Below are 17,563 nucleotides of genomic sequence, written 5' to 3' on the forward strand. Positions count from 1 at the left end.
TTATAACAAGAAATGACTAAAGAAGAATATAAAAGAAAATTTGAAGAAGATGAAGCTGTTGGGTGGTTAAGTTTGGATAAATTGACAGAAAAACTATACCCAAACCAAGAACCTAAACATTATGGAACAGTTATCAAATATATGCTTGGTGGCGAAGATCCATTAGATGGAGTTAGTATTTATGAAAGTAAAAATCAAAATAACCATTATCATTTTGTGTCTTACGGAATGTCTAACTTGTACTATGATCTGGATAATTGTGAAGAGGAATTTAGTGGATGGGGATTTGAGTTTACATTTAGACTAATCCCATTTGAGGAAGATAACGAAGATCCTAAATGGGTGATTTCCTTAATGCAAAATCTTGCAAAATATGTTTTTAATAGTAAAAAATGGTTTGAAGAATATCATTTTATACCTGCAAATGGACCTATTAGATTAAACACGGAAACTAATATTATTGCAATTGCTTTCGTTGAAGATCCTGAAATGGGAACAATTAAGACACCTAATGGAAATGTTCAGTTTTTACAGATGGTAGGAATTACAACGGAAGAATATGAGCAATTGAAGCAAAACCCTAAGACTGGTGAAACTAAGATTGTGCTAGATAGGTTAAAAAAAGAAAATCCATTATTGATAACTGACCTAAAAAGAAAATAATACAACTGCTAACAATTCGTATAGTTCATTTGCTCCACTCGCTACCGCTAATCTGCGGCTAGTGGCAATACTCATGAGAAAACATAACCAAGAGTCTTAAACCCTATTTGATACATTTTTTATAAATGATATATCTAAATTACGTAGCACACTAGTTATAAAACAACAGCTGGGACTACAATTTGAGCCTCTTTAAATGTGAAACTAATCGCAGATTTCAAATAAATTTGGACTCGCTGCATTACGATAGGTATAAACTAATTAAAGTCTAAAACTATCCGTTTTACTTTAATCTTAGAAAATATCCGGATTCGATCTCAAGATTGGTCAGGTGTAATTGAATCAACTGCTAATAAAAACACATAGAACTAATATCAGGCTTCCTACCTAAAAAATTACTAGTTTTATAAAAACAATTAATTTTTCGTGTAGCTAGTACTAAGTACCTGGGCTGGAACTAGTCATATACGAAGACCTTACCTGCAAGTGCATAAAAGAGACCTAAAATAATAGTGAATGAACAATAAAATCACTTTTTTTATAGGAATACTAGGAGTTAGTCTTTTTGTAGTCTCTTCTATTTTAGGTGGATTTCTAATTGAAAATTATAACATATTCAGTCAATATATAAGTGAATCTTATGCAATTGATACTAAATATGGAATTTTTTTTAGAATATTTGGTTATATTCCAAGTGGTATTCTTATTGCTTTATTTTGCTTTCTTGGAGTGAGATATTTTCCACCGTCTAAACTACTGAAAATAGGATTTCGCGGAATCGGAATATTTTATGGGTTAGCTACAGTAGTTGTTGGAATATTTCCTTGTGACATTGGTTGTAATAAAGAATTAATTGATCCTAGTTCTTCTCAGCTAATTCATAATTTTGTGGGTATACTAACTTATTTATTTGTTCCTGTTTTTATGATTTTAATTGGATTTGAATTAAAAAAAGGGCTCAATAATACGTTTTCTTTACAATCAATTGTATTTGGCGCAATTAGTATGTTGCTTGTATATATATTAGTTTCTAACTCAAAATCTGAATATATCGGACTTTATCAAAGAATGGTAGAGTTGGTGTTTGTTATATGGGTAATCTTTTGTGCTATTGTAATAAAAAATAAAAAACCAATAAGTAACAAGGGCTATAATTAATTCAGGGCTCAGTTCTTGACCAAAATTTTAGAACTTTTAACAAAGACCGCCAAATTTTTAATTTGGCTATAAAACTGAAATAAGATAAAAATAGCATAATGTTTAGTGAAATAGTAGAACTTATTAGAAAAGCAATAGAGATTTCTGATGAAGAAGCTAAAATAGTTGAAGATTGTATTCCAATCAAAACCTTTGAGAAAGGGACAATATTATTAAAAGAAGGTCAAGTCTCAAAAGAATCATATCAAAATTTATCTGGATTAGTTCGTAAATATTATATCATCGATGGTAATGAAATAACAACTAATTTTTACGAGGAAGGCACATCAATCGCTTCATTTACAAGTCTGCATCAACAATCTCCTGCGAAACACTATTTTGAATGTATAGAAGATTGTAAACTTGCTGTTTTAAATAAGGATAAAGAAAAGGAGCTTATAGAAAAAGTGCCAAAGTATGAAGCCTTGTGTAGAACTTCAGTAGAAGAAGACTTGGGCAAACAACAGGATTCTTTGGCTGCTTATTTAATCTCTTCACCCGAACAACGCTATGTAAGTTTACTTAATGATAAACCAAAGCTGTTAAATAGAGTTCCATTATATTATTTAGCAAGTTACATCGGTGTAAAACCAGAATCATTAAGTAGAATTAGAAAAAGGATTATGAAAAATAGATCCTAATAGTTGTTTTTACTTTACTACCAATATTCAAATATTTTAGAGATTTTACCTTTTCTAAATTCAAAAAGTGTCACTTGCGGTTCTCCTTCTTCAATTCTTCCATTGTTTTTTAACATATAGCTTCTTTTAACCATGACAACATTGAGTCCAACAATTTTATTCTTTATTTTAATATCCACGATTTCTCCATTATACGCTCCATTTTTTTGATTTCGAACATAACCGTTGTACAAGTTTTCTCTAGAATAAATACCTCCATATTTTGGATGAACATATGTGAAATCATCAGTAAAAAGCTCAAAAATTAAGTCAATATCTTTTATTGTAGAATTAGCTTGAAATGTCTTAAGGTTTACATCATAGTATTTTTGGACTCCAATTTCTAATGAGTCCTTATGCGTCTTAGTAACATTCTGCGCTATAGTTTGAGTTGTTGTAAAAAGTATGAGTATCGAGATTATTAATATTTTAATAAGTGTTTTCATAATTGATATTGGTTACGTATTAAAAAAATAAATTCCATTTAGTATGCACTTTGCTAGTAAAAAACTGCTGACAATTAATATTGCATTAAAACCATAGTTAACTTCTTTCTTTTGTGTTTTATAATAAATCTTATTCCTTTTAAAAACAGCTGCTAAAACTCCCATAATTATAAACCAAATGGTAAATAGGAAAGATAATTCTGTGTAAATTAAAAGACCAGCTAAATCGTGTGCAAATCCTGAAAAACCAAACGTTAAGACTAGAGCTACATACGAATGACATACTCTTTTTAATGGTTTATAAATATATTTATTGAGGTAGTAGTTCCATATTGGATTCCAGTGTACCCAAAACAAATCAAAAGAGTTGGCGCCCAAAGACCTTTTAAACATATTACCTAAAGAATTCGAATGTCCAAGCGGAACACCATTTCGCTTTTTTACATAGTTATTTAAAGATATCATATATTAAAGGTTTTTTGTGAAAAGCCTTTAACCAATAACCAAATCGTAAATGACAACTCACCAATTACACCAGTAAAAACAACAATTGCCTGAAAATAAGATTGATATTCATTATAGCTAACTAAAAATAGTTTTGATAATCCATCAATAAAATAACCTAAAGCGGCTATAATCAATAAAAAACTAATAAATCTATTTATGTAATTAGATTTAAAAGCCAAAAAACCAAGTGATAATAAATGGATTCCAAAAAATAGAAGACCGATAGTCCAAAATTCATCGAATTTTTTGAACAAATCAATTACCCTAGTTTGTAACTCTGAAGAGTTTGTTTTGCCAGAAGTAATAGTATAGATCTTATTTAATTGGACTAGAGCAACTAAAAAAAATGAAGCGTGTAAACCTCTAAATAAGGAAGCTATATATGGTACTATTTTTTGAGTTGGTTCTGTGATTTTAAATAATGACCAGATCAAAAACACATCTAAAATTAGCATTATAAAAAAAGCAATCAACCCATGTCTAAATTGAATGGAATCATTTATAATATTCAAGGTTGTTTGTTCACTATTATCTAAATCTACCAGATTTTCTAGAATTGCAAAGTTTGCGTAGAAACCGGAAATGAAAATTAATAGGTATGCAATCCCCGAAGCTTTGGTCATTGCTTTCATAGTTTTGTATTTTACATAGTAATACAAATCTATAGCCATCTATAAAGTTATAAATTGACTTTGGTTAAGAAGTGAAATAAATAAGAAACCTATTACTTAACCAAAGTCAATTTTTTTTAGGAATTCCTTGTTGACTTTTGTACTTCAATAATCTTATTATATGAAACCTTTAATTATACTTTTATCAAGTTTTGTAATTTCCTTGTTTGCTATCAAAATTATAAACAAGGAATATGATTTTGCATTATCAGGAAGAATTGCAATGTCGATAATGTTGGTGTTTACAGCAATTGGACATTTTATATTTACCAAAGGAATGTCTATGATGATACCTAAATTTATTCCATATAAAGGGGTATTCGTTCATCTAACAGGTGTATTTGAAATTTTACTTGCAATAAGCCTTCTTATTCCGCGATTGAAATATATATCTGGTTGGACACTAATTATTTTTCTTCTACTAATGTTACCAGCTAATATTTATGCTTCAATAAATAATATAAATTACCAAAAAGGAACATTTGACGGAAGCGGTCTGGCATATTTATGGTTTAGAATTCCTCTACAATTTCTGTTTATAATCTGGACTTTTCTTAGCACTATTCCAATTCATTAAAGAAATTAACGACCTTCACTCCCGCTAGTTTCTAACTAGTGGCAATATTCGTGATAAAACACACTAAAGAGTCTTAAATCTTGTTTGATACATTTTTGATAAATGATATGCTTAAAGTTGCGTGGTACACTAGTTGTAAACTTAACGTCAGCTTAGAGATATTACGTCAATGATATTCCCGAAACAAAGTGGGGAGAGACTGCAATTTCATCGCATAAATTCGTAAACAATTTTTGGTTTTTTATAGGCTATCATTTTTGATTTATAAAAATAGACAGATCTTTAAATAACTAATAATAGAAGTTAAATTAATGCTCCAAGAACAAAGAATTGAGATTGTATTTGCTAAATTAGTAACTTAAATACATAATGAAATAATTTGTAAAACATTGCATATTAATTGCTTATAAAATAGAATATGGCAACAATCAATACTTATTTAAGCTTTATGGGGACCACTGAAAAAGCATTTAATTTTTACAAATCTGTATTTGGTGGTGAATTCGTTGGTGGAATAAGACGTTTTGGAGATATGCCTGAAAATGATTTAATGTCGGAAGAAGACAAGAGAAAAGTAATGCATGTTGGATTACCAATAGGACCTGGGAATTTCCTTATGGGGACTGATGTACTTGAATCCAACGGACAATCACTAACGTTTGGAAATAATTATTATATATCAATCAGTCCAGAGAGTAAAGAAGAAGCTATTAAGTTGTTTAATGGGCTTTCATTAGGAGGAACAATAACATCACCATTAGAGGATACATTTTGGGGAGCATACTTTGGAACATTTACTGATAAATTCGGAGTGCAATGGATGGTAAATTATCTTTCAACAAACTAAAAAATTAAGAATGATAAAACCATAACCCAATAAAACCGAACGTTTCTGTCCATTAAAGTTAATATGATATTTCTAAAAGAATACATCCCTTTTACCCTTCATAAGAAATGTATTATACTTCTAAAATAATACTCGTTTTAGAAGCACCATACTCAGCGATTTTTTCAAGAAAGGAAACAAGATGCTTATTGTTTCTAAAATAACCTAAAATGCATAAACAATCATCACCAGTAATTCTATCACAACTTTGTACTTCTTCCATCGTACTTATTTGTTTTATAGCATCAGATGTTCCTGCAGGTCCTCGGTGCATTACTAATGTTATATATGCTTTAGTCTCAATACCTAATTTTTCGTGATTCACCTTTAAAACATAACCTTCGATTATGCCTTCTTCTTCCATTTGTCTAACACGTTTACCTATTGCGGGAGCAGACAACCCAACTTCTTTTCCAATAGTAGCAAAGCTTTCTCTAGCATTGATATGCAGCATTTCTAATATTTTTCTGTCTAATATATCCATTTGTAATCAAAATTATTTTATGTGTTATTCGATACAATCGAATGTAAATATAGTTCAATTAATTTGATTGTAATGTAAAAATGGATTTTTACGTTCTATATTTGTTTTGTTGATTTTGGATAGGTAGTTTCCAATTTTAAATATTCAAATAGAAAAAAGATAAAACATGAATCCATTTTTAATTGATTGTATTGGTTATGGAGGTTTAGTTATAAACTTATACTCAATGTCCACTAAAGGTGAGTATAAACTAAGACTAATCTCGTTAATCGCTAATGCAGTCTACATTTTATACGGCACAATAATTAGTGCAACTCCAATAATTGTAGGATGCACTATTGCTGTATTTCTGCATGGATATCATTTAAGACGATTGACAATTAAAAAGGATGGAAAATGATTAGAATAGAAAAAGCTAAAGAAACGGATATAACGATTTTAGCACTTTTAGGAAGAGTAACCTGGGCCGAATCTCATGGGCATTATATAGAGGATAAAAACAACTTATTAAAATATCTAAACGAGAATTTTTCAGTTTCTAAAATGAAACGAGATATAAGCAATCCTAAAAACCTTTTCTATATTATCTATGTAGATGATTTACCTGCTGGTTATGCAAAATTGGTGGTAAACGCAAAAAATGAAAATATTGCCTCTCAAAATAGTTGTCAATTAGAAAGAATCTTTATTCAAAATGAATTTATTCCATTAAAAATTGGACAGCAACTTCTAACTTTTGTTGAAGAAAGAATAAAAGCATTACAATTAGATACGATGTGGCTTACGGTTTACATAAAAAATAATAGAGCCATTAGATTCTATGAAAGAAATGAATTCAAAAATATAGGAGAATTAAACTTTCTTGTCAATGGAAAAGCGTATGAAAATATAGTTTTCTCAAAAAAAATATAAGTATTCAATACTATTTAAAATCGATGAACAGGAATTGATTTATGAAAAACTAGGATAAAGGAAATGAACTATTTCCGATAATGAATAAGAAAACCCTGCTATCGCTAGTTGGCAACTAGAGACAGTTGTAGTGTCTCGTCCTAAAAAAAGTTTACATATTTTATATTAATCCTAAAATAGATTTACAACTTATTCTTAATCCTATTATTAGTTTACAATAATAGGATTTTTTATATAATAATTCTTCCATAGTTTTTTAGTTTTTATATTGTTTTGATGTACTTGGTTTGGGGTAAGGTTTCCTATACTCATATGTGGTCTTTCGTTATTATATAACTTCACGACAGTTTCTAATAATTCTGTAGCTTCTTGTATGTTTTCTACTTGATAATCGTTTAGGTATTCCTCCTTTATAATACCATTCACTCTTTCTGCTATTGCATTTTCTAAGGGATCTCCATTTTCTGTCATGCTAATCTCAATGTTATTGTTTTTTAACAATTTCACATATTCATAACTGCAGTATTGAGTTCCTCTATCTGAATGATGTATAAGTTTAGAGGTACTATCAATATCTGTTTTGAGATTCGATATTGCTATGTTCAACGCTTGGATTGTCTCAGATGTTTGTAAACTACCAGCTAAATGATATCCAACTATTTTTCTAGAATATGCATCTGTGATAAAACTTATATACACAAAGCCTGTTTCAATTCTCCAATAAGTTATGTCACTAACCCATAATTGATTAGGTTTTTCAGGAACAAGTTCTCTGATAAGATTCGAATACTTCTTGAATCTATGAAATGAGTTTGTGGTTATTGTTTGTTTTTTCTTACGTCTAACTAATAAGTGATTAGCAGATAAAACATCAAATAACCTATCTCTTCCCATCTTAATTTGATGTTCCAATAAGAAGGGTTGTAAAAGCTCGTATAACTTTCTTCCTCCCATATGACGATGGTTCTTTCTGATTTTTAAGACCTCACAAACAATTAATTCATCTTCGAAAGCTAGTTGCTCTCGATACCAAAAATGCTGATAATATGCTTGTCGGGTAACACCAAGTAATCGACAGAACCTGCCTAAACTTACTTTTGGATAAAGGGTTTTCATCTCTTGGATTACTTGGTGTTGGACTTTTTTACAATTCTTATTTTAAATTCTTGTTCTGCAACCTCAATCATTTTTCTGTAAGTTTCGGCCAATAATCGAGCTTCTTGTAGTTCCCTCTTTAATTGAGATACAGATTCGTTTTTGTTGTCTGAAGTTTTATTTGATTGATTTGCCATTACTGGTAAAGATACTATACTTGGGTTTGTATAATCATATCCTTTGTCTTTTAACCAGCTTGTTAATGTTCCGTGACCCAGATTATATTTATCTTCAATTGTTTTTCGCTTTAAAGTTCCTGTTAAAAATTCGTTGCAAACGAAATCTTTAAACTCTTCACTATACCTATTTTGCCATTTTGTTGTTGATGTTTTTGAATATCTTTCTATATTTTCACACTTTTTGTGTAAACCTATTTCAGGACAAGACAAGAGATATTGTCTGCTATAATTTATAAAAACATAATCGAAATGAAACTTTGCAAAACAACATGTATAATTCATAACTAGTACTTGGTTACTTCAGAAAAATCTCATAGATTTCTTATTCGGTTAGTAGTTTACTAAATTAGTTGTTGAAACACACAACAAACAATATAAAAAACACATTACCGACAAGAGTCAAAAACCTAAATTGATGAGTGAATACAAGGGGATATTGGATCACATAGCCAGATATGTCGAATTATCAGATAGTGAAATAGAGGAATTTATTTCGATATTAAAAACCACTAGGGTAAAAAAAAGGCAATTTATTGTTCAACCAGGGTTTGTGTCTGAATATCGAAACTATATTGTAGAAGGCGCGGTTAGAGTTTTCTATTTAGATGATCAAGGAAAAGAACATACGGTAATCATAGCAATAGAAGATTATTTTTTTACAGACTTTTATAGTTATATACATAGAACTCCTGCAGAATATTATGCAGAGGCACTTGAGGACTCTATAATCCTACAAATGAAGTATGAAGATGTGGAAGAGCTTTGTAGTAGAATACATGCTTTATCTCAATATTTTAGATTATTTACAGAAAGGTCTATGGCCTATTCTTATAAAAGAACTATTTCTAATATTAGTAAAACTACAGAAGAACGATATTGGGAATATGTTAATAAATACCCAGAAATTGCAAACAGAGTACCACAGTACGTATTGGCATCATACTTAGGCATTTCTCCAGAATCAATAAGTAGAATTCGCTCACGATCATAAATAAATTGATATAAATCAATTTTACTTCTTGATATAGGTCAAGCTTTTTTCTTAATACATATCATATTTGTTTAGTCAACTATGGCGCAACTTTGTCTTGTCAATAATTGACAGATACTAGTTTACGTTTTATGAGGCGTTAGTTCTATAAAACGAAACTGTATTCTTTTTAAAAATAAAAAAAGTAAATATTTTTATTATGAAAGCAGTAGTGTATAAGGAACGAGCAAAAATTGAGGTCGTAGATATACCAAAGCCACAATTATTAAAAGATGATGATGTTATTGTACGTATTACACTTGCAGGTGTTTGTGGTGCAGATTTAGAATTTACCCAAAATGGGCCAGAAATGGGTTTGTTTAAAGGGATGCGAATAGGCCACGAATTTGTTGGTATCGTAGACCAAGTAGGTAAAGATATTCATTCATTAAAAGTTGGAGATCGTGTCATAGCTTCGGCTATGTTTATTGACGGAGATTGTTATTATTGCAAGCGGGATTTACCTTCGGCATGTGACCATGGAGGTTTATTTGGGACTCCATTATTTGCAGAACATGGAGGAGATGATATTCAGGGAGGTCAAGCCGAATTTATACGTGTTCCTTACGGTAATTCTTCATTATTTAAACTTCCAGAAGGGTTAACTGGTGATGAGCACGATACAAAAGTTCTTCCATTAGGAGATAATTTTGCTACCGGTTATCATGGAGCATTAAATGCGAATATCAAAACAGGAGAAACTGTAGTCGTGATTGGTGATGGTGCAGTAGGTTTAAGCGCAGTAATGGCTGCTACATTATTCGGTCCATCTACTATTATTTTGGTAGGGCGTCACGATAGTCGATTAGAATTAGCAAAAACGATAGGAGCGACCCATATAGTGAACTCAAAAAATGAAGATCCTGTAGCATTTGTAAAATCACTTACAGATGGGCGAGGTGCAAATTCTATAATCGATTCTGTGGGTAATAAAACGGCAATTGCACAAGGTATGGAAATGACTCAGGCAGGTGCGTCTATAAGTGTACTAGGGTTTGGACATCTTTATGAACCTGTAGAACAACCCTATTCATCAGCTTTGTTTAGAAATATAACCATTCATACTGGTGTTGTAAATGTAGCCGCATATATGGAAAAATTACTTCCTATAGTAGAAAGAGGAGTTATTGACCCTAGCAAGATTTTTACCGATATTTTACCATTATCAGAAGCAGAAAAAGGGTATGACTTAATGCGTGATCGTTCTTCTGGAACGCTTAAAGTTGCATTACGCCCATAACATTTTCGAATTAGAAATTTAAAATAATTTATCATGAAAAAAATATTTTTCGTATTCACCTTAATCACAATATTTATGACACAAGTGCAAGCACAAAATAACGATCTACAATTGATTGAAAAAACGATTAATTATTACCTTGACGGAATGACTACACACAATGCATCGTCTTTTGAAAAGGCATTCCATCCCAATGCTACCATGAAGTGGGTAGAAAAAAAATATGAGGATGTAAATGCTATTGAAGCGTTAAGCGAATATGTCAACGCAAATGATCCTATAAAAACAAAAACGAGCATTATGGCCATAAATATAGCAGGAGATGCAGCCAATGCTCAGTTAGAACTAGAGTATGATACTTTTTCTTACATTGATTTTATGCATCTACTAAAAATTGATGGGAATTGGAAGATTGTTAGCAAAACCTATTCTACAAAAGTGAAGAATACTAAGGAATAGAAAAAATAAAAATAGACCCAGGTGAAATTTTTACAGATATAATTATGAATACGTATTTACTTCCAGTTCTTGCCATTGTTATCGGTGTTATTATTGCTTTTGTAACCAAAAAACAAAAACCAATAGGTACTAAACTCTTATTATCATTTAGTGGTGCATTTCTATTAGCATTAACACTTTTTGATTTATTGCCAGAGGTGTATCATGGCTTAGGTGCCAAGCAAACCGGACTTTTTATCATGTGCGGTATCTTACTGCAAATTATTTTAGAATTTTTATCTAAAGGTATAGAACATGGTCATGTACAAACACATAAAGAAGATAAAGAATTTCCCTGGGTACTATTTATAAGCCTTTGTATTCATAGTTTTTTAGAAGGGTTTCCTATTCATCATCACAATGATATGATATATGGTGTATTAATTCATAAAATCCCGATAGCGACATTAATAACTATCTTTTTATTACAATCTAGGTATAGCAAAGTGCAAATTATTAGTTTCTTAGTCATATTTACGACAATGACACCTTTGGGTACCTATATATCTAATAATATGATCTTAGCTACTGAATATGTAGATTTTGTTAATGCTATAGTGATCGGTATATTCTTACATATTGCTACAACTATTTTGTTTGAAACTGGCGAAGGTCACACCTTTAACTTATCCAAGCTGGTAGTGATATGTTTTGGTGTCTTCATCGCTAATTTGATCTAAAAGCTCTCAAGAGAAATGGTAAAGTAGTTATGGCAATAATTCTATAATGATGCTTAGAAAATATATTTTACATTCTCATAAAATCTATGGATATCTATTTTGGAAATTATATATTTAACTGATAGTATATTAGTTGTAAACGAACGACAACTGAATTCTTTAACTCAATTCATTGTCACGATGATCTTTTAGAGATTCATTAGAATATTTTATTCTAAAAATTTTGCAACACGTGATATAACAAGGCAGTTAATTATAAAAGAAAAATAGGGTTGTAGATGAATCCATATTAAAAAATAGAATGCACTTAATTTTCAGACAAGTTGAATGAAACTACATTAAATTTGGTAGTTATTACCAGTGGAGTTTTAGGATGTTTCATATGCCTATCACTGGTAACTACGTCTTTTTATAAGAGTCGTGCAAACAACTATCTCTCGCTATCATTATTTTTACTAATTAATCTAACTTTTTTAGGGAGTTGGTCGGATAAGGAAAATCTCATTTTAGATTTTTTAGGCCTTATCATGTTAGAGTATCTCGTTGCTGTCACTCTATTTATATATTTTCTTATCCAAATCGAGCACAAGTATCTAAAAGAAAAATGGTTTAAGTGGTTGTATGCTCCATTCATTTGCTCTTTTATTATAGAAATTATTCTTCATCTAGACACTGTTTTTCATCTATATGATTCTGATTTTGCAGTTGTTGTAGACTATATCAAGCTCTCTACGGTGTTTAGTTATAATTTGTTTTTAATCTTTTGGAGCAGGCATTTAGTAACAAAATCGAACACGATCTCAAAAGAGAAAAAACGTTGGTTACTACGATTAAACTTTTTCATCACCAGTATTATCATATGTTGGCTTTTGGCCAATATAGAGGTAACCTTTTTTGAGTCGGAGTACAGCGCTAATCTCTTAAGAATTCTACTGTCGATTTTATCTTGGTGGATATTGTATTATGGCGTATTCAAACTGCAAGTAATTGTTCAAAAAGACGAAATACACCAATATTTATCCTCTAAGAAAGAAAGTAATGCGAAGTCCAAAAGGATAATAAATGAAACTACTGTTTCTAAAATTGTTACCCAACTATATACCTTAATGGAAGAGGAGCAATTATTTAAAGATCCTTTTTTAAGCAGGTACGATTTAGCAATTCGATTAGAAACAAATGAAGGCTATTTATCACAGATTATAAACGATGAAACTAATAAAAGTGTTGTTCAGTTTGTAAATGAATACCGAGTGAAAGCGGCTCAAAATATATTACATAATCCGGTATTTAATAAATACTCTGTCGAGGCTATCGGAATGGAAGTAGGTTTCAAATCTAAAAGTGCTTTCTACAAAACATTCAATTCTAGTCTAGGAATGTCTCCAGGAGCCTATAGAAAGCTCAAAAAAACGTCCTAATTCGTGTAAATCCTTTGTTTTAGTACTTCACCAACCTCAAAATTAGCTTTTTGCTTTCTTTTGAAATTTACTTTTACACGAATAAATCAAAAAACGTAAATTTATGAAGAAAGTAGTATTGATAACAGTTATAATAGTTTTAGCATTATCTAAAGTTAATGCCCAAGACTTTAACTTAGGAGTAAAAGGAGGTCTTAATTTTGCAACACTTACAGGAGCGAACAACTCTGAAATCTGCTGGACAACAGATTTTAATCTGGGAGTTATGGCTGAAATTAAGATTTCAGACAAATTCTCTTTGCAACCAGAATTGATGTATTCCGGACAAGGATATGGTTCAAGTGTTGATTCTGAGGGTACTATAGCACTCAACTATTTGAATGTTCCATTTATGTCAAAATATTATGTGACCAAAGGATTGAGTTTAGAAGCAGGACCTCAAATAGGTTTTTTACTTTCTACTAAAGGAGGTACTCAAGATTATAAAGATCAGTTTAAAACCATGGATTTTGGAGTGAATTTTGGTGTAGGCTATAAACTGGATAACGGGCTTTATTTTAGCGCAAGATATAATCTAGGATTATCTAATATAAATGATATAGATGATATTTCAGACAAAAATAGAAATGGAGTATTTCAGCTATCTATTGGCTATTTCTTTTTCTAAAATAATAGTTGTACAAAGAAAAACCTGAGTTATAAAAACTTAGGTTTTTCTTTATCCAATTGAAGAATTTAATCAAATAACACATTTCTATAATTTATAGTACGATTTGGTTCATAAAACGTCCTAATTCGTAAAACTGTTTTATTTCAGTACTTCTCCAACCTCAATAGTAGCTTTTAGTTCCGTTTTGAGATCTACATTCGCAGTAGTAAATCAAAAAACAGAAAATCATGAAAAAAACAAACACAATGATATTATTTCTAATGCTATCATTTTCATTAATGAGTTTTAGTTGTACAAATACTAGTAAACCAAAAGCTACAAATGTAAATGCTGATGGTACTTTAGAACAATATGTTGGTGAGTATATGTATGAAGAAGCAGGAGTCATAATAAATATTTATACCAAAGAAAAAGAAAATGATACGAAGCTTTATTTTAGCACACTCTTTGAAGGAGAAAGTGAATTAATTGCATCTGGAGAACACAAATTTTCTTTTCGAACCGAAGAAGAAATCAAGGTAGAATTTAAGAAAGCAGAAAATGACACTTTTAATGAATTAATTCTAATACAGCCTGATGAAACGTTAAAAGCGGTTCGTATGGGAATTGATGATTTAACTACCCTAGATAAGAAACTTACCGAGAGAGATTTTTCAGGTGTTATTTTAATTGCTCAAAATGACAACATCATATTTAACAAGGCATATGGGAGAAAAAATAGTCAAGACAATGGGCTAAATGACGTAAATACAGTTTTTGATATTTGTTCTATTACCAAACAGTTTACGGGTGCAGGAATACTAAAATTATCAATGCAAAATAAGCTGGCTACTACCGATAAACTATCAAAATACTTTGATGCCGTTCCTAACGACAAAAGAAATATAACCATCCATCAGTTACTCACACATTCTTCAGGTTTAACAGCTGGGATAGGAGGTGATTACGACACTATTACAGAAGAGGAATTTCTACGCCAAGTATTTAGTAGTAAACTGATAAGTCCAGTTGGGACAGCATTTAATTATTCTAATATGGGATATAGCTTACTCGCATTAATAATTGAAAAAGCTAGCGGAATGGATTATGAAACCTTTTTGAATGAAGAAATTTTTAAACCTTCGAAAATGTACCATACTGGCTATGTAATTCCTGATTGGAAAAATAATGAAATTGCTAATGGTTATGTAGATAGTACGGAAGCTAAAAAACCTAATGAAGAGAATTGGAGTGACAATGGTCCGTATCTCAATCTCAAAGGAAATGGAGGTATTCTAACAAGAGCAAGTGACTTACTGCTCTGGAGTCAAGCAATACGTGACTACACAGTACTTGATGAAGCAACAACATCTAAATATCTTTATCCTCATTTTGAATACAATGGTGGAAATGCTCACTATGGCTATGGTTGGGGAATTGTAAATAAAGATTTAGAGGACGAAATAGTTCGTCACGCTGGTGGGAGTGACTTGTTTAGTTCAGACTTGTGGATGTATCCTAAAAAAGAAATTACAATAATTATTCTTAGTAATAAATCGGATCTACGTGTCTTTTCAATAGCAAAAAGAATATCAAACTTTTTACTAGCAGAGTAAAAGCACTATACTTAAAACTGTTCCCTGTAAAACGGAGTAATTAATACAAAAAACTAAAATGAAAAGAATAAATTCAATCGTATTGTTTCTAATAGTATCATTAATATCAGTAAGCTTTAGTTATACAATTAGTAACAAGCGTGAGGTAATGATAACCAGACATGACAAAGATGAAGCCGAGTTTCTCAAACTTGCCAAGAAGTTCGAAAAATATATATGTCATTTAAATCTACCTGATTGTGAAGGTACCATTGTAGCGGATCAGTGGGTTTTATCTGCAGCTCATTGCGCCGTAGGAATTACGCAAAAATTTGAAAATGGAAGAAAACACTTTGTGATCATAGACGATGTCGAAATAGAAGTAGATAAGGTTATTATGTATAAGGAATGGGATGATCCACAAGCCGATAATTCTTTATTAAAAGATATTGCATTATTACATTTAAAAACAAAACCTATTGATGCGATGCAAGCTAAATTATATGTTGATGAAGACGAAGTAGACAAGCTCGTGTACATGGTTGGAAGAGGAAATAAAGGTGATGGACTCATTGGAATAAACGGTAACGATGGAAAACAAAGAGGTGCTACCAATAGAATTGAAACAGCAACTAAAAATTGGTTGACATGGACATTTGATCATCCAGATACCCAAACAAAATATCTTACAGAATTTGAAGGCATTAGTGGTCCAGGTGATAGTGGCGGACCTGCTTTTATTGTAAAGAACAATACCGTTTACTTGGCAGGAATTAGCTCATGGCAAGATACAAAAGGAGGAGACGAAGGACTTTATGGTGTGGTAGAAAACTATACAAGAGTATCGCAGTATATACAATGGATTAATGAAGAAATGACAGGAAATGGCAACGTTTCTGAAGCAATATTAAGAGTAGAGCCGAAGCCTGATGCTACTGTTTATGAACCAAAGATCATATCTGTAAATGCAGATACTTTAAAGAAATATGTTGGCGAGTATGAAATATCAGGAAATATAATGAGGGTGCATACAAAAGAGAATGACACTAAGATTTATCTTTTCGTATCCGAAGGCCAAGAATATGAATTTGTTCCAACTGGAGAACACGAATTTTCTTCTGAAATATTAGAAGGCTATAAATTAGAATTCAAAAATGAGAAAAATGGAGTTTTTAAGAAATTAATTATAATACAACCTGACGTAACGTACGAATTGACTCGTAAATAAAAAGGAAAATAATTAAAAAAACAAAAAATGCATCAATACAAATTATCTTTAAAATTTTTCTTGACTTTATTAGTACTATCTAATATTTGTTGGTCCCAAAATTTAACTTTAAAAGGAACAGTTAAGGGAGCTAATAATAAAAAATTAGCATATGTAAATATTGGAATTAAAAATAAAAATACAGGAACTATATCCGATGAAAATGGAAGTTTTAGTATTAGAATACAAGAAGAAAATAAATCCGATAGTTTATCTTTTTCCTATGTAGGCTATAAACAACATACTATTAAAATTTCTGATATTGTTGAAAAAAGCATCAGCCAATTTGTTCTTGATCAGAAATTGGTGTCTTTAGATGAAGTCACAATTATTTCAAAGAAAACAAAAGAAAAAAAGTTAGGAACTACATCGTATGTTAGTTTCGTTGTAGGTGATGTTCGGGCCGATAATAATCAGAATAATAATATTCAAGAATTTGCTAAAAAACTCAAAATAAAAAAACCTTCAAAACTCTTAGATGTAAGTATCGCACTCTCTAATGTAAATATCGATGCTGCAAAATTTAGAATAAATTTTTACAGCATAAAAGATAATCTTCCTTTTGAGAAAATAGGTGCTAGTAATATCATTATTGAAAAACAGATAATAAATGGCTGGAATACATTCGATTTGAAAAAATTTGATTTGAAATATGAAACCCCTGTCTTTATTGCAATAGAATATTTACCTCAGGAATATAATGAACAAGCACCATTTAATTATAACGGGCAATTATTAGGAAGGGCAGTTGGGCGTTCATCAAGTGTAGGCAATTGGAATGTAACAAAAGGTGCTAAGATATCCATGTACGTAACAGTGCGGCAATAAG

Annotated in this window: 22 protein-coding genes; 16 read left to right on the forward strand and 6 right to left on the reverse strand. The window is 30.8% G+C overall.

Going from position 1 to position 17,563, the window contains the following annotated elements; genetic code table 11:
• Nucleotides 1–12: 12 nt before the first annotated feature.
• The 3 genes from D1815_RS01325 to D1815_RS01335 all read left to right on the forward strand — a co-directional run bounded on the left by D1815_RS01325 (nucleotide 13) and on the right by D1815_RS01335 (nucleotide 2,501).
• Nucleotides 13–663 (forward strand): suppressor of fused domain protein, encoded by a 651-nt coding sequence (locus D1815_RS01325; protein ID WP_118385624.1) that lies wholly within the window; start codon nucleotides 13–15, stop codon nucleotides 661–663.
• A gap of 516 nt (nucleotides 664–1,179) precedes the next feature.
• Nucleotides 1,180–1,821, forward strand: a complete 642-nt coding sequence (locus D1815_RS01330) for a DUF998 domain-containing protein (RefSeq protein ID WP_118385625.1) — start codon at nucleotides 1,180–1,182, stop codon at nucleotides 1,819–1,821.
• A 98-nt stretch (nucleotides 1,822–1,919) separates the two neighbouring features.
• Nucleotides 1,920–2,501, forward strand: a complete 582-nt coding sequence (locus D1815_RS01335; RefSeq protein ID WP_118385626.1) for a Crp/Fnr family transcriptional regulator — start codon at nucleotides 1,920–1,922, stop codon at nucleotides 2,499–2,501.
• Nucleotides 2,502–2,518: 17 nt separating this feature from the next.
• Here the strand turns inward: D1815_RS01335 and D1815_RS01340 are convergent, their stop codons facing one another.
• The 3 genes from D1815_RS01340 to D1815_RS01350 are packed head-to-tail and all read right to left on the reverse strand — an operon-like array spanning nucleotide 2,519 to nucleotide 4,125.
• Nucleotides 2,519–2,986, reverse strand: coding sequence for a nuclear transport factor 2 family protein (locus D1815_RS01340; RefSeq protein WP_027391964.1), 468 nt, complete (start codon nucleotides 2,984–2,986; stop codon nucleotides 2,519–2,521).
• Between the two features lie 12 nt (nucleotides 2,987–2,998).
• Entirely contained in the window at nucleotides 2,999–3,451 is a 453-nt protein-coding gene (locus D1815_RS01345) for an MBOAT family O-acyltransferase (protein WP_118385627.1), read from the reverse strand.
• Nucleotides 3,448–4,125 carry a DUF4386 domain-containing protein gene (locus D1815_RS01350; RefSeq protein WP_027391963.1) on the reverse strand — a complete coding sequence of 226 codons (678 nt, stop codon included), beginning with the start codon at nucleotides 4,123–4,125 and terminating at the stop codon, nucleotides 3,448–3,450. Before D1815_RS01350 ends, D1815_RS01345 begins: the two co-directional genes overlap by 4 nt.
• Before the next feature lie 160 nt (nucleotides 4,126–4,285).
• Between D1815_RS01350 and D1815_RS01355 the strand changes: the two genes are divergently transcribed.
• Both D1815_RS01355 and D1815_RS01360 read left to right on the forward strand, forming a co-directional pair.
• Nucleotides 4,286–4,741 carry a hypothetical protein gene (locus tag D1815_RS01355; protein WP_118385628.1) on the forward strand — a complete coding sequence of 152 codons (456 nt, stop codon included), beginning with the start codon at nucleotides 4,286–4,288 and terminating at the stop codon, nucleotides 4,739–4,741.
• Between the two features lie 418 nt (nucleotides 4,742–5,159).
• On the forward strand, nucleotides 5,160–5,588 hold the full coding sequence (locus D1815_RS01360) for a VOC family protein (RefSeq protein ID WP_118385629.1): 429 nt from the start codon (nucleotides 5,160–5,162) through the stop codon (nucleotides 5,586–5,588).
• 112 nt (nucleotides 5,589–5,700) lie between these two features.
• On the opposite strand, the gene D1815_RS01365 is transcribed toward D1815_RS01360, so the two are convergent.
• Nucleotides 5,701–6,111 carry an Lrp/AsnC family transcriptional regulator gene (locus D1815_RS01365; protein ID WP_118385630.1) on the reverse strand — a complete coding sequence of 137 codons (411 nt, stop codon included), beginning with the start codon at nucleotides 6,109–6,111 and terminating at the stop codon, nucleotides 5,701–5,703.
• 166 nt (nucleotides 6,112–6,277) lie between these two features.
• Here D1815_RS01365 and D1815_RS01370 point away from each other — a divergent pair, with 166 nt between their 5' ends.
• The gene (locus D1815_RS01370) at nucleotides 6,278–6,511 is read left to right on the forward strand and encodes a hypothetical protein (RefSeq protein ID WP_027391959.1); all 234 of its coding nucleotides are present in this window, start codon (nucleotides 6,278–6,280) and stop codon (nucleotides 6,509–6,511) included.
• Nucleotides 6,508–7,023: an N-acetyltransferase gene (locus D1815_RS01375; protein WP_118385631.1), complete on the forward strand. Its 516-nt coding sequence runs from the start codon at nucleotides 6,508–6,510 to the stop codon at nucleotides 7,021–7,023. The genes D1815_RS01370 and D1815_RS01375 overlap by 4 nt, the downstream gene beginning before the upstream one ends.
• 207 nt (nucleotides 7,024–7,230) lie before the next feature.
• Here D1815_RS01375 and D1815_RS01380 read toward each other — a convergent pair whose 3' ends face one another.
• Both D1815_RS01380 and D1815_RS01385 read right to left on the reverse strand, forming a co-directional pair.
• Complete coding sequence (locus tag D1815_RS01380) at nucleotides 7,231–8,139, reverse strand: IS3 family transposase (protein WP_118385632.1); 909 nt, start codon at nucleotides 8,137–8,139, stop codon at nucleotides 7,231–7,233.
• An 8-nt stretch (nucleotides 8,140–8,147) separates the two neighbouring features.
• Entirely contained in the window at nucleotides 8,148–8,639 is a 492-nt protein-coding gene (locus D1815_RS01385; protein ID WP_147404018.1) for a hypothetical protein, read from the reverse strand.
• A gap of 133 nt (nucleotides 8,640–8,772) precedes the next feature.
• On the opposite strand from D1815_RS01385, the gene D1815_RS01390 reads away from it, so the two are divergent.
• From D1815_RS01390 to D1815_RS01430, 9 genes are all read left to right on the forward strand, one after another.
• A complete protein-coding gene (locus D1815_RS01390) occupies nucleotides 8,773–9,348 on the forward strand; it encodes a Crp/Fnr family transcriptional regulator (protein WP_118385634.1) in 576 nt (191 codons plus the stop codon).
• Between the two features lie 199 nt (nucleotides 9,349–9,547).
• A complete protein-coding gene (locus tag D1815_RS01395) occupies nucleotides 9,548–10,627 on the forward strand; it encodes a zinc-binding dehydrogenase (protein WP_118385635.1) in 1,080 nt (359 codons plus the stop codon).
• 33 nt (nucleotides 10,628–10,660) lie between these two features.
• Nucleotides 10,661–11,086 carry a nuclear transport factor 2 family protein gene (locus D1815_RS01400; RefSeq protein ID WP_118385636.1) on the forward strand — a complete coding sequence of 142 codons (426 nt, stop codon included), beginning with the start codon at nucleotides 10,661–10,663 and terminating at the stop codon, nucleotides 11,084–11,086.
• Between the two features lie 44 nt (nucleotides 11,087–11,130).
• Entirely contained in the window at nucleotides 11,131–11,805 is a 675-nt protein-coding gene (locus D1815_RS01405) for a ZIP family metal transporter (protein WP_118385637.1), read from the forward strand.
• Nucleotides 11,806–12,332: 527 nt separating this feature from the next.
• Complete coding sequence (locus tag D1815_RS01410; RefSeq protein WP_120650131.1) at nucleotides 12,333–13,223, forward strand: AraC family transcriptional regulator; 891 nt, start codon at nucleotides 12,333–12,335, stop codon at nucleotides 13,221–13,223.
• A 103-nt stretch (nucleotides 13,224–13,326) separates the two neighbouring features.
• The gene (locus D1815_RS01415) at nucleotides 13,327–13,890 is read left to right on the forward strand and encodes a porin family protein (protein WP_118385639.1); all 564 of its coding nucleotides are present in this window, start codon (nucleotides 13,327–13,329) and stop codon (nucleotides 13,888–13,890) included.
• A 230-nt stretch (nucleotides 13,891–14,120) separates the two neighbouring features.
• Nucleotides 14,121–15,488 carry a serine hydrolase gene (locus D1815_RS01420; protein WP_118385640.1) on the forward strand — a complete coding sequence of 456 codons (1,368 nt, stop codon included), beginning with the start codon at nucleotides 14,121–14,123 and terminating at the stop codon, nucleotides 15,486–15,488.
• 58 nt (nucleotides 15,489–15,546) lie between these two features.
• Complete coding sequence (locus tag D1815_RS01425) at nucleotides 15,547–16,695, forward strand: trypsin-like serine protease (protein WP_118385641.1); 1,149 nt, start codon at nucleotides 15,547–15,549, stop codon at nucleotides 16,693–16,695.
• Between the two features lie 27 nt (nucleotides 16,696–16,722).
• Complete coding sequence (locus D1815_RS01430) at nucleotides 16,723–17,562, forward strand: carboxypeptidase-like regulatory domain-containing protein (protein ID WP_118385642.1); 840 nt, start codon at nucleotides 16,723–16,725, stop codon at nucleotides 17,560–17,562.
• Nucleotide 17,563 lies beyond the last annotated feature (1 nt).

Origin of the sequence: Aquimarina sp. AD1, from assembly GCF_003443695.1 — a bacterium.
Classification (GTDB): domain Bacteria; phylum Bacteroidota; class Bacteroidia; order Flavobacteriales; family Flavobacteriaceae; genus Aquimarina; species Aquimarina latercula.

Bases quoted from the DNA above. Each gene is read 5' to 3' on its own strand.
- D1815_RS01350 (WP_027391963.1), bottom strand. From the start codon at position 4,125: ATGAAAGCAATGACCAAAGCTTCGGGGATTGCATACCTATTAATTTTC.
- D1815_RS01355 (WP_118385628.1), top strand. From the start codon at position 4,286: ATGAAACCTTTAATTATACTTTTATCAAGTTTTGTAATTTCCTTGTTT.
- D1815_RS01340 (WP_027391964.1), bottom strand. From the start codon at position 2,986: ATGAAAACACTTATTAAAATATTAATAATCTCGATACTCATACTTTTT.
- D1815_RS01380 (WP_118385632.1), bottom strand. From the start codon at position 8,139: ATGAAAACCCTTTATCCAAAAGTAAGTTTAGGCAGGTTCTGTCGATTA.
- D1815_RS01405 (WP_118385637.1), top strand. From the start codon at position 11,131: ATGAATACGTATTTACTTCCAGTTCTTGCCATTGTTATCGGTGTTATT.
- D1815_RS01410 (WP_120650131.1), top strand. From the start codon at position 12,333: ATGTTAGAGTATCTCGTTGCTGTCACTCTATTTATATATTTTCTTATC.
- D1815_RS01390 (WP_118385634.1), top strand. From the start codon at position 8,773: ATGAGTGAATACAAGGGGATATTGGATCACATAGCCAGATATGTCGAA.
- D1815_RS01335 (WP_118385626.1), top strand. From the start codon at position 1,920: ATGTTTAGTGAAATAGTAGAACTTATTAGAAAAGCAATAGAGATTTCT.
- D1815_RS01385 (WP_147404018.1), bottom strand. From the start codon at position 8,639: ATGAATTATACATGTTGTTTTGCAAAGTTTCATTTCGATTATGTTTTT.
- D1815_RS01325 (WP_118385624.1), top strand. From the start codon at position 13: ATGACTAAAGAAGAATATAAAAGAAAATTTGAAGAAGATGAAGCTGTT.
- D1815_RS01400 (WP_118385636.1), top strand. From the start codon at position 10,661: ATGAAAAAAATATTTTTCGTATTCACCTTAATCACAATATTTATGACA.
- D1815_RS01330 (WP_118385625.1), top strand. From the start codon at position 1,180: ATGAACAATAAAATCACTTTTTTTATAGGAATACTAGGAGTTAGTCTT.
- D1815_RS01395 (WP_118385635.1), top strand. From the start codon at position 9,548: ATGAAAGCAGTAGTGTATAAGGAACGAGCAAAAATTGAGGTCGTAGAT.
- D1815_RS01375 (WP_118385631.1), top strand. From the start codon at position 6,508: ATGATTAGAATAGAAAAAGCTAAAGAAACGGATATAACGATTTTAGCA.
- D1815_RS01365 (WP_118385630.1), bottom strand. From the start codon at position 6,111: ATGGATATATTAGACAGAAAAATATTAGAAATGCTGCATATCAATGCT.
- D1815_RS01420 (WP_118385640.1), top strand. From the start codon at position 14,121: ATGAAAAAAACAAACACAATGATATTATTTCTAATGCTATCATTTTCA.
- D1815_RS01415 (WP_118385639.1), top strand. From the start codon at position 13,327: ATGAAGAAAGTAGTATTGATAACAGTTATAATAGTTTTAGCATTATCT.
- D1815_RS01430 (WP_118385642.1), top strand. From the start codon at position 16,723: ATGCATCAATACAAATTATCTTTAAAATTTTTCTTGACTTTATTAGTA.
- D1815_RS01345 (WP_118385627.1), bottom strand. From the start codon at position 3,451: ATGATATCTTTAAATAACTATGTAAAAAAGCGAAATGGTGTTCCGCTT.
- D1815_RS01360 (WP_118385629.1), top strand. From the start codon at position 5,160: ATGGCAACAATCAATACTTATTTAAGCTTTATGGGGACCACTGAAAAA.
- D1815_RS01425 (WP_118385641.1), top strand. From the start codon at position 15,547: ATGAAAAGAATAAATTCAATCGTATTGTTTCTAATAGTATCATTAATA.
- D1815_RS01370 (WP_027391959.1), top strand. From the start codon at position 6,278: ATGAATCCATTTTTAATTGATTGTATTGGTTATGGAGGTTTAGTTATA.